The sequence below is a fragment of the Pseudomonadota bacterium genome (genome assembly GCA_010028905.1).
Lineage (GTDB): Bacteria > Vulcanimicrobiota > Xenobia > RGZZ01 > RGZZ01 > RGZZ01.
Genome location: RGZZ01000153.1, coordinates 1 through 10,277 on the forward strand (window position 1 = coordinate 1; position 10,277 = coordinate 10,277).

At 66.4% G+C, this 10,277-nt stretch carries 8 protein-coding genes; 4 read left to right on the plus strand and 4 right to left on the minus strand.

All coding sequences use genetic code 11. The features are described from left to right. Nucleotides 1-764 precede the first annotated feature (764 nt). From EB084_12050 to EB084_12060, 3 genes are read left to right on the plus strand one after another with little or no spacing between them, the layout of a single operon-like run. A complete protein-coding gene (locus tag EB084_12050) occupies nt 765-3,701 on the plus strand; it encodes a DEAD/DEAH box helicase (GenBank protein ID NDD28987.1) in 2,937 nt (978 codons plus the stop codon). Then, a complete protein-coding gene (locus EB084_12055; GenBank protein NDD28988.1) occupies nt 3,698-4,513 on the plus strand; it encodes a metal-binding protein in 816 nt (271 codons plus the stop codon). Before EB084_12050 ends, EB084_12055 begins: the two co-directional genes overlap by 4 nt. A 34-nt stretch (nt 4,514-4,547) precedes the next feature. Next, nucleotides 4,548-5,963 carry a serpin family protein gene (locus tag EB084_12060; GenBank protein NDD28989.1) on the plus strand — a complete coding sequence of 472 codons (1,416 nt, stop codon included), beginning with the start codon at nt 4,548-4,550 and terminating at the stop codon, nt 5,961-5,963. Between the two features lie 87 nt (nt 5,964-6,050). Here EB084_12060 and EB084_12065 read toward each other — a convergent pair whose 3' ends face one another. Then, nucleotides 6,051-6,338: a hypothetical protein gene (locus tag EB084_12065; GenBank protein NDD28990.1), complete on the minus strand. Its 288-nt coding sequence runs from the start codon at nt 6,336-6,338 to the stop codon at nt 6,051-6,053. Nucleotides 6,339-6,389: 51 nt separating this feature from the next. Further along, the gene (locus EB084_12070) at nt 6,390-7,109 is read right to left on the minus strand and encodes a YncE family protein (protein ID NDD28991.1); all 720 of its coding nucleotides are present in this window, start codon (nt 7,107-7,109) and stop codon (nt 6,390-6,392) included. 770 nt (nt 7,110-7,879) lie between these two features. Here EB084_12070 and EB084_12075 point away from each other — a divergent pair. Continuing rightward, entirely contained in the window at nt 7,880-8,539 is a 660-nt protein-coding gene (locus EB084_12075; GenBank protein NDD28992.1) for a ferritin-like domain-containing protein, read from the plus strand. Between the two features lie 298 nt (nt 8,540-8,837). On the opposite strand, the gene EB084_12080 is transcribed toward EB084_12075, so the two are convergent. Next, a complete protein-coding gene (locus EB084_12080; protein NDD28993.1) occupies nt 8,838-9,305 on the minus strand; it encodes a hypothetical protein in 468 nt (155 codons plus the stop codon). After that, on the minus strand, nt 9,305-9,775 hold the full coding sequence (locus EB084_12085) for a hypothetical protein (protein NDD28994.1): 471 nt from the start codon (nt 9,773-9,775) through the stop codon (nt 9,305-9,307). The genes EB084_12080 and EB084_12085 overlap by 1 nt, the downstream gene beginning before the upstream one ends. Between the last annotated feature and the right edge of the window lie 502 nt (nt 9,776-10,277).

The window sequence follows — 10,277 nt, forward strand, 5'->3', positions numbered from 1 at the left end:
ATTTTCCGCGCGGAAAATCGGCTATCGACCGCCTGGGCGCCGGTCACAGCGTCATCGAAAGCTGAAATGACGCGCCCGGCTGTGACATTGCGGCTGCAGATACGCACGTCGAAGAACCAGAACCGAAGCCGAGTCCCGTAAAAGACAGGCCGTCGAGCACGAGAACAAACGATGGAGCGTGAGCACGTGCAGAATACAGCGATGGGTGACTGCCCAACGTGACCAGGTGAGACCCAGCAATAGAGTGTTCACGGTTTCAGGCCGGACAGTGGGGGTTGTCCGGCGTTGATGTGTGAACACGAGGGAGATGGGGCGGCAGCGGGGGGCCTGATTGCGTGCGGGTACCGACGCTGCGGCCCAGCCTGTCGATGAGCGATTCGCTCTCGCAAGCACGTCGCCGAAGGGGCTATGCTGCAGGGATGTTGCGCTGAAGGCGGCAGAGCGCTGGGGGTGCAGCGTTGTCAGGGCGGCGAGAGAAGCGCTATGCTCGGCGGTGGATACACGAGCCTCGCTGCTGGCGTGGTCGTGCGGTTCTGCACCCGCCGCCGGCGGGCTGTCTCGCCATCTCTACCGTCCGTTTCAATGACACGGACGCCGGCGGTGACATCACCCTCGACGAACGTGACGCAGGCGACACTCCGGATCTTGTCCACAAGGATTCACAGACGGTCTCCGCGGAATCGCACGGGCCCAAACCGGCTGCGAAGGCATCCCCCGTGAACGTACTGCACGCTGTCTGGAACGGCACCGACCTGCTTCTCTGGATGGAGGGCGCACCCGTCGCCCCGTCCCGCGCCAGGAAGCGACACTCCGCGGCGGTCTCGGCCGCCGACATGCGCGCCCTGCTCGAGCCCGCCCTCGACACGCCCCTCAACGAGGCGCGGGACGAGACGCTGTGGCTGCCCACCATCGAGGGCCGCCCCGTCGGCTCGCGCGACGCTTTGCCGATGGTCGCCGACGACCCCGCCCCAAAGGGGGCCAAGGCAGGCGGATTCGCCCCCTGGATCGTCCCCGTGCTGGTGCTGGGCCCGGCCCACGCAGCGGTGGCCGCGAGCCGTCTCCCCGTTCGCATCGGCGAGCCTCTGGTCGACGCCGACGGTCATCCCCGTGCCGTGGTCGGGTCAGACGCCCACGCCTGGGGCGCCATCGGACGCTGGGTGCTGGCCCTGGTGGCGCGCGAGCGGGCCGTCCCCTGGGTGTCGGACGACGGAGCGCAGGCAGGCTGGTGGGCCGTGCTCGACGACCCCGCCGATCAGAAGCGTATCGCCGCCCTGGCGGCCACGCTGCCCCCCAGCGGACGACTCTCCACCGACGGCCGCACCGTGCCCCCCGCGCGTGCCGCCGTCACCGCGTTCGCGCGCCGGGCCGTCGACGACTACGTGGGCGGCGTCGCCCACGACACCCCCAGCACCCAGAAGATCCCCGCGCGCTGGCCGGAAGAAGCCCGCGCCTGGGCCGCGGCGCTGGGCAGGGGCGAGACTGCCTTCGATGGCGTCGGGCCGCGCACGCGCGAGCGCTTTGGCGCCGAGATCCAGCGCTGGATCGCGCCCCTGCTGGCCGTAGACGACGCGCCCTTCCGCACCTGCTTCCGCCTCGAGCCCCCGAAACCCAGGGCGCGCACCTGGCGCGTGGAGATCTTGTCGCAGGCCCTCGACGATCCAAGCCTGATGAAGCCTGCAAGCGATGAAAAGACGCTGGCCGACCTCGGGCGGGCGGTGCGCGTCTTCCCCCAGCTCTCGCGCGCCCTGTCGGCCGCTCGTCCGTCCGCGGTCGATCTCAAGCTCGATGAGGCCGTCTCGTTCTTGCGCGAGACCGCCTTCCTGCTCGAAGACGGCGGGTTCGGCGTGTATGTCCCCGGCGATCGGCTGATGCGCGCCCCCGACATCGGAGTGACCCTGAAGGTCCGCCCCCGCTGCGAGAAGGGCAGCGCCGGGCTCGGACACCTGGGCCTCGACGCCATCGTCGACTACGACTGGGCGCTGTCGCTGGGCGACCACCCGATCACCGCTGACGAGTTCCGCGCCCTGGCGAAGAACAAGGTGCCCCTGGTGCAGGTGCGGGGACAGTGGGTGCTGCTCGACGCCGCCCAGATCGACCGCACACTGGCTGCCCTCGACGGCTCGCCTGGCAAGATGACGCTGCGCGACACCCTCACCTTCGTGACGCGCAACGAAGCCACACACCCCACCGTGAAGTTCGAGGGGTCGCTGGCCGCCCTGAACGAACCCGCCCGCGTCGCGCCCGTCGAGGTGCCCGGCGCGCTGCGAGGCGAGCTGCGCCCCTACCAGCTGCGCGGCTTCTCGTGGCTCGACTTTCTCACCGCGCGGGGTCTCGGCGCCTGTCTCGCCGACGACATGGGCCTGGGCAAGACCATCCAGATGCTGGCCCTGCTGCTGCACCGACGCGGAGCGGGGCCGTCGCTGCTGATCTGCCCCACGTCGCTGGTGGGCAACTGGCAGCGCGAGGCGACCCGCTTCGCCCCGGACCTGCGGGTGGGCGTGCACCACGGCGCCGACCGACGCAAGAAGGCAGCCTACGCGACGTGGGCCGGCGACCTCGACCTGGTGATTACCACCTACGCCCTGGCGGCCCGCGATGAAGCCTTGCTGGCGGGCACCGAGTACGACGCGGTGGTGCTCGACGAGGCGCAGAACGTGAAGAACCCCGACGCGCGGCAGTCGAAGGCGGTGCGGGGGTTGCGCAGCCGCTGCCGCATCGCGCTGACGGGCACCCCGGTCGAGAACCGCCTGACCGATCTGTGGTCGATCATGGACTTCCTCAATCCAGGGATACTCGGATCGCACACGGCCTTCCACCGGCAGTTCGCGGTCCCCATTGAGCGGTGGAGAGATGGGGCGCGAGCCGCCACCCTGCGCTCGACCACGGGGCCGTTCGTGCTGCGCCGCCTCAAGACCGACGCGACGATCATCTCCGACCTGCCCGAGAAGCAGGAGATGAAGGTGTACTGCCCGCTCACCCGGGAGCAGGCGACGCTCTACCAGGCCTGCGTCGACGACATGCTGGCGCGCATCGAGGCCTCCGATGGCATCAAGCGGCGGGGTCTCGTGCTCTCGACCATGCTCCGCCTCAAGCAGATCTGCGATCATCCGGCGGTGTTCCTCGAAGATGGCTCCGCACTGGGCGAGTCCCGTTCGGGCAAGCTGCAGCGCCTCGTCGAGATGCTCGACGAGGTGGTGGTCAGCGGCGACCGGGCCCTCGTGTTCACCCAGTTCAGCACCTTCGGAGAGCGGCTGCGCCAGGCCCTCACCGAGCGGCTGCTGGTGCCCGTGCTGTTCTTGTCCGGCGACACGCCTCGCAAGGCACGCGACGAGATGGTGGAGCGCTTCCAAGCCGACGGCGGCCCGCCCGTGTTCCTTCTTTCGGTGAAGGCCGGCGGGGTCGGATTGAACCTCACGGCGGCCTCGCACGTGTTCCACTACGATCGCTGGTGGAACCCCGCGGTCGAGAACCAGGCCACCGATCGGGCCTTCCGCATCGGGCAGCGGCGCAACGTGCAGGTGCACAAGTTCATCTGCCAGGGCACCCTTGAAGAGGCCATCGACGAGATGATCGAGCGCAAGATGGCCCTGGCCGAGCAGGTGGTGGGCAGCGGAGAGTCGTGGCTCACCGAGCTCGACACGTCACAGCTGCGAAAGATGTTCACATTGCAGGCCGGTGCCGTGGAGGACGATGTCGTATGAGCGGGTGGCCGAGATACGAGAAGCGACAGAGAATTGCCACGAAAGACGGCATCAAGGCCCGCACGCAGACCTTCGGTCAAGCGTGGTGGTCGCGCAAGTGGATCGCCGCGCTTGAGGGGTTGGGATGGGACGCCCGCCTGGGACGGGGACGCTCGTACGCCCGCTCCGGGCAGGTTCTCGACTACACGGTGGCGGCCGGGCGGGTGACGGCGAAGGTGCAGGGGTCGCGCCCCAAGCCCTACAAGATCGACATCGCCCTGGCGCCGATCTCCGACCGCGAGTGGGAGAAGGTGCTCGACGCCCTGGCGGCCCGCGCCGAGTATGTCGCCCGTCTGCTCAACGGCGACATGCCGCAAGACATCGACGAGGCGTTCGCGGAGGCGGGGGCGGCGCTGCTGCCACGCACGTCGTCCGAGCTGCAGAACACGTGCTCCTGCCCGGATTGGGGAAACCCGTGCAAGCACATCGCCGCGGTGTACTACGTCATCGGCGAGGCCCTCGACAGCGACCCGTTCATTCTCACCACGTTACGAGGGCGCGATCGAGAGACCTTGCTCGGCGCGTTGCGGGCACGGCGGGGCGACGAACCGATGGCGGTCGTGCCGGAAGAGACCAACGAGGCGCTCTCGCTCGAGGGGTTCTGGCAGGGCGGCGCCGTCGAGCTCGACCCCGACCTCTCGCCCCCGCGCGTGCGCGCCAGCGTGCTGCGACGCCTGGGAGTACCGGGTGCGTGGACGACCGTCGACGAGATGCAGGCCGTGTTCGCGAACGTGTTGGCCGCAGCGAGCGAAGCGGCCTTGGCGGAATCGTGACCGCCGACGATGAGGTGCGACGGCTGCGCGCCCGATGAGGCGGCCACCTGCAAAAGGCGAGACAGCCCGCGCCTTTGCGGGCGCTGAAAAAGGACGCGTGCAACGTCGACGCCGCGCGAGCGAACAGAAGGAGCATCGCCCCTCGCTATCCGAAAACGCACAGTCCCCTACCGTCTGCCAGGAGGAACCGCACATCGTGATCTTCAGAGCCTTCCGTCGTGCGCTGCTGTGCGGCGCTGTCCTCGTCTTCTGTGTGGCGAATGTCGCCCCGATGTCGCACGCCAGCCCCGTCGCCTCCGCGTCTGCCCAAGAAAAAGAGGTGGTGCGCGGCAACAACCGATTCACCTGGCGAATGTACCGCTTTCGGCGCGAGCGGGTCGGCGACAACAATCTCTTCGTGTCGCCGTACAGCCTCTACACGGCGTTCGCCATGACCTATGCTGGCGCAAAGGGCGAGACGGCCCACCAGCTCGCCACAACGTTCTCGTACCCCACTGGCCCGTCCGCCGTCACCGCGCTCTCCGACGGGCTCAGCGCCCTGCGTGCAGGCCTCGTCAAGCGCGCCAGAATGGGTAATTACGCCCTCTCGATAGCCAATGCGCTGTGGATCGGGAAGCAGACACACCTTCTCCCCGCGTTCACCACCCTGGTCAAGAAGCGTTTCAACGCCGAGTGCCAGCAGATCGACTTCACCCAGCTCGAAGCGGCGCGCCAACAGATCAATCGCTACATCTCGAAACAGACCCACGACCGCATCAAGGAGATCGTGGGAGCGGGAGTGCTCACGCCTTCCACTCCCCTCGTGCTCGCCAACGCCGTGTACTTCAAGGCGTCGTGGATGAAGACGTTTGACAAAAGAAACACGCAACAGCAGCCCTTCCATGCGCTCGGCGGCAAGACAGCCCGCGTTTCGTTCATGCACCAGACCAGCAGGTACGAGATCAGCAACCAGGCCGACTGCCAGATCCTGTCGCTTCCCTACCAACGCGACGATCTATCGATGATCATCGTCCTGCCGAAGCTGACACAGGGGCTTGGGGCCATCGAGCGCACGATCTCCTCCGAAAAGGTCGAGACCTGGCTGAAAGCGGCTCACGTTGTGATGGTGAATGTGGAGATCCCCCGCTTCAAGCTTGAAGACGAAATCGAACTCAACAAACAGGCGGCCGCTCGATTGGGAATGCCCCTCCCCTTCTCACGCAAGGCCGACTTCAGCGACATGGCCACCAACCCGATGAACATCGACGTGGCCCTGCACAAAGCGTTCATCGAGGTCACCGAAGAGGGCACAGAGGCCACCGCTGCCACCGTGATCACCGTGATGAAAGGTGCAATATCGCAGCCAGAGCCCCCACTCGTGCTGTTCCGCGCCGATCACCCCTTTCTCTTCATGATCCGCGACAACCGCACGAACGCCATCCTGTTTGTGGGACGCGTGACGCAGCTCTAGACTCAGCGGCGATGACCGTGTGTTCAAAAAAAGAGACCACCCCGTGGGGCGGTCTCCTTCGCTTGCGCCGTGTGCGGGGCGACCGTGTCAGTGCAGCCACTCCCCACTCTGGACGAACGTTTTCTCGGACTGCATCTCATTGTACAGGTTCTTGGCGTTGCGCGCATCATTTTTCATGAGGTTGGCCATGGCGCCTGGGGGAAGAGGCGGCCACGCTGCCTTCTCATGGTTGCCCGTTGGCGCCCCGTTGCCATGGCCGGACGCCTGGTGATGATGATTCTGCGAAGGCTCGCCGGGCTCGTTCGGGGGGGGGTGGCAGCCGTGCTCTTTCAGGTACATCGTCCGGAGGTCATCGCGGTTGTGCAGCTGCGCCATTGCGGCTCCGTTTTGCATTCCGCGATCTCCACGAAGGACGCCACGAAGCCGTCAGCGGGGGCTGACCACCAGAATGATGAAGGTGTCGGGAGCATAGCGTGGCCGCTTGCCCTGCTTGCGCTCCTCGGGCGTGGGGTTGCTCGTCATCAGCGCGCTGACGAGGTAGACGCGATGCGTCTCGGGGTCGAGGGCCATGGTGCGCGCTCCGGGCATGGTCTCGACATTCTGGAGCACGCTCACAGGCTGCGTGCTCACAACGGTGAGGGTACCGTCGCCGTTGGAGCTGAAGGCCAGCCGCAGGGCCGGGTCATAGGCGGTCGCATCGACGCCTGCGCCGATGGGCAGGGTCTGGACCGCGCGATGCGCCCGGGTGTCAAAGATGACCATGCGTCGGTTGTGACAGCCGATGAAGAGGCGATGGTGGGCGCGATCTATGGCGAGCCCCGTGGGCTCCTCACCGGGCGCCAGAGACCAGCGCCCCAGCACCTGCAGGCTCTTGGCGTCGAGCTCGACAACCTGGCTCTTGTCTTCGAGGTTGACAAACACGTGGCCGTCGTCATCGCTGGCCGCAAACTCTGGGGCGCCTCCCAGAGCCAGGGTACCGACCACCTTGCCGCTCGCCGCATCGATAACCGTGGCATTTTCGCTATCGCCGTTGAAGGTGAGCACCCGGTGGGTCAGCGGCTCGTAGATGATGGCGTCCGGCTTCTTGCCGACAGCGACCTGACCCAGGGTGCGAAGGGTGTCGAGGTCAAAGATGGTCACGCCCAAGAGGTGGCTTTGGTGTCCCACAAGGCGCGTAGGGCGATGTCGGCAGTTCGTTGGGGGTCGAAGAACCCCTCTGTCGCATTCCCGACGCTGTGGCGGCCACAGGGTGGGCGTGCTCTGGTTTCATGAGCGAAGGGCGACAGATAAGGCTGCGGGTCTCTCCCTGGTACCCGCCTGTGCCAACGACTTCACCGGCAGGCCAGCATCGTGACCACATCTGACGCCGCGTTCACAATCGACGGCTGCTCGCCTGCCGGCAGAGCCCACGTCCACATCTTCTCTCCGGTCGACATGCGGTATCCCTCAACGCGATCGCCGAGCCATACACACAGCGCGTCTTCGAAGAACCAGCCGTTCAGATCGGTGAGGCCATGAATCTCCTTCTTCCACGCCTCTGCGCCATCGGCGGGTCGCCGACAGAGCAGCGTGCTGGCGTGCCGCTCGAGAAGCGCACGAGTTCAGAGGTAGTGTCCATCGGCCACGCCTCTCCCCGTTGCCGCGTCGAGCACGCGGTCGTGCTGGGGGCCGTATTCGGTGACGAGAAAGGTGCGGGCGGGCGTGGCCAGCGAGAGGGCGAGCACATCCATCACAATGACGGTGAGCGCGAGAAGGCGAGAGATGCTGTTCTTCATGGAGGGGGCTCCTGACACGAGGGTGTTGTGACTGCGAGTTGACCAACGGGGGCGACAAAGGTGCGCGGACGGGTGCTACGCGAACTCTGAATCGCGGGTCTGACGAGCAGTCAGAGTCGCGAAGAGAGGAAGGGCACCCGCATGTCATTCATCGAGCAGCTGGATCGCGAGAACAAAGAGCACCTGGCCCGCATCGACGCCATCCGCGACGCAGACGCGGCCGACGTCGCCGCGGCCACCCCCGGAGAGACGGTCCGCCGACTTCGCCTGGCGTTGCGCCAGGAACTTGAGGCCGCGGAGATCGCCGCGCTGTGGATGCCCACCACCACCCCCATCGACATCAAGCTGGCACTCGCGCGCATGTGTGGCGACGAGGCCCGTCACTATGAGCTCATCTTGGGGCGGCTGCGAGATCTGGGCGACGACGTGAGCGGCATCGATCCGTTTGCGGGGGGTCGGTCGCCCTTCTACGCCTACCTCGCCAGCCTCGACGACGCGGTGGAGCGGGTGGCCGCCGCCTGCTTCACGCGAGAGGCCATCGGACACATTCGCAACGAGCAGTTCATCGCCTGGGCCGAGCAAGCGCAAGACCTGGAGACGGCCCGCCTGTACCGCGATCATGTTCAGCCCGACGAATGGGCCCACGTGGTCTGCGGCCGGGCCCTTCTCGAACGCCATGCGGTGACGCCCGAGGCCCAAGCGCGCGCACGCGCCGCCGCCCGCAAGACCCTCGAGCTGGCGGAAGGGGCCGTGGGCGCCATCGTGCACACCCACAAGATGGCCTGCGCGCCCGGCTGCTAGAGGCTTTCTGGGGTCACAGCCGCTCCTAGCCGACTCGAGCCCTGCCACGAGACTGCGGCCCCCGCCGCCACCTTCGCGAAACCCCTTTCACATCGTCTGGGCGCGATTGCTGGAGAAGGACCCGGGCATCACGGGCACCTACACCGTCGACGGCCCGGTCACCATACACAGCAACCGCAACGAGGTGCACTGGCCGTCGGGGCGCAATCTTAGGAGCACCGACAACAGCGCCAGGAACACCGCCCCGCGGTGCTGATCCGACGCTGCGCCGCCGCGCGCGGCCCTCGATGGGCGATGGTTACTCGTCATGCGCGATCTGTTCGCGCGCGGCCTTCACCGCGTTGAGTCCGATGCGCCAGGTCTGGAGCAGGTCCTTATCCGTGCTAGCCTCGCCGTTGAGAAGGCGGGTCCAGCAGTCGTTGGAGCGCACGAACGCCTCGGCCGACGTCACCAGGGAGGTGTACGACGCATATTCCTTCACCTTCGGCTTGTCGGCGCACCACGCTTTGAACTTCTCGAGTGCGGGGGTCACGGGGATCATCGCCTGGAAGTTCTGCAAGGCGTTCGTGCTTTTGCCAAGTCTCAGCTCGACGTCGGTGAGCACGGCGAGCATCTTCGTCGCCTCTGGCTTGTACGCCGCATAGCGCGCCTTCTCCATCTGGCGCCAGCCCAGGCCCGCGAGCGTGGCGATGGCGAGAACCCCGATCACCAGGGCTCGGAGGCTCGCGCCCGTCTCTCTCGCGCGGGCGGTGGTCCTGCGATGCATCAGCGGGATCTCCTCTTCTCGCGAAGCCTGGGACGTGCACCCAGGCAGACGAGGCCTCGAATCAGGTGGCGGAGGGCGTGTCTGCCCCACAAGTGGGCGACGATGATGGGTTCCTTCTTCGTCTGCGGATTCCTACCGTTGATACCCAGGCGCGACCTGGCCCAGCAGCGGCAGCAGGACGAGAAGCCTGGGGCGGTGGCGCGCAGGATGTAGAGGTGCAGGTCGCGGCTGTTGGCGTAGAGCGTGCCGTCGGGTCCGGGCGTGGGCGACGCATCGAGATGGCTGGCCGTCTTTACAGCCCATTGCTGTTCGCCCCGCGAGTCGAAGCGGTAGACGCGATGATCGAAGCTGCCGAGATAGACTGCATCACCCTGCACGGTAGGCGTGCCGCCCCGCGAGACCTTCGTCGCCCAGCGGCGGTGGGACAGATCGAGTAGCGATCGGCGTTCAGACGAGTGGGTGATCGACATGCCATGAGCATAGACCGAAGACGTGAAACGACCCTCGACAACCCATCAAATCATCGTCATCCCACGGAGTTCAGCCATCCTTCCAATGCGCATCTGCGACACCTCGGAGCCCCCGTCGCCTGGACGACCCACAAGCGATCCTCCAAGCCCCCCAAAACGCTAAACTCACCCAACCGAGCGGCCACCAGCATCACGAAGCATGTTTACAACACCGTCTGAATTCGTGCCAGGAAGTGTAAACAACCGGCTACCTTGGCTAGATACACGCCTCCTGCAGAGGCGACACTTCCGGGGGGTCAACCATGACAACGAACACGTAGAGGCTCGAGATGCGCCGCGAGAGGGAACAACTGCACCAGGTGCTCGACGGATTGGGCGACGTCATCGATGCCCGCCTCACGGCACTGCAGGCCAAGATGCCGACCGACATCGAGCGCTTCGAGCGTCCGTCTGACAGCCTGCGCAGACGCATCGAAGCCCTCGAGAAGCGACTGGCGAGATA

Coding starts and splice junctions, on each gene's coding strand:
- EB084_12050 (NDD28987.1), top strand. CDS start 765: ATGGAGGGCGCACCCGTCGCCCCGTCCCGCGCCAGGAAGCGACACTCC.
- EB084_12080 (NDD28993.1), bottom strand. CDS start 9,305: ATGCATCGCAGGACCACCGCCCGCGCGAGAGAGACGGGCGCGAGCCTC.
- EB084_12085 (NDD28994.1), bottom strand. CDS start 9,775: ATGTCGATCACCCACTCGTCTGAACGCCGATCGCTACTCGATCTGTCC.
- EB084_12075 (NDD28992.1), top strand. CDS start 7,880: ATGTCATTCATCGAGCAGCTGGATCGCGAGAACAAAGAGCACCTGGCC.
- EB084_12065 (NDD28990.1), bottom strand. CDS start 6,338: ATGGCGCAGCTGCACAACCGCGATGACCTCCGGACGATGTACCTGAAA.
- EB084_12055 (NDD28988.1), top strand. CDS start 3,698: ATGAGCGGGTGGCCGAGATACGAGAAGCGACAGAGAATTGCCACGAAA.
- EB084_12060 (NDD28989.1), top strand. CDS start 4,548: ATGAGGCGGCCACCTGCAAAAGGCGAGACAGCCCGCGCCTTTGCGGGC.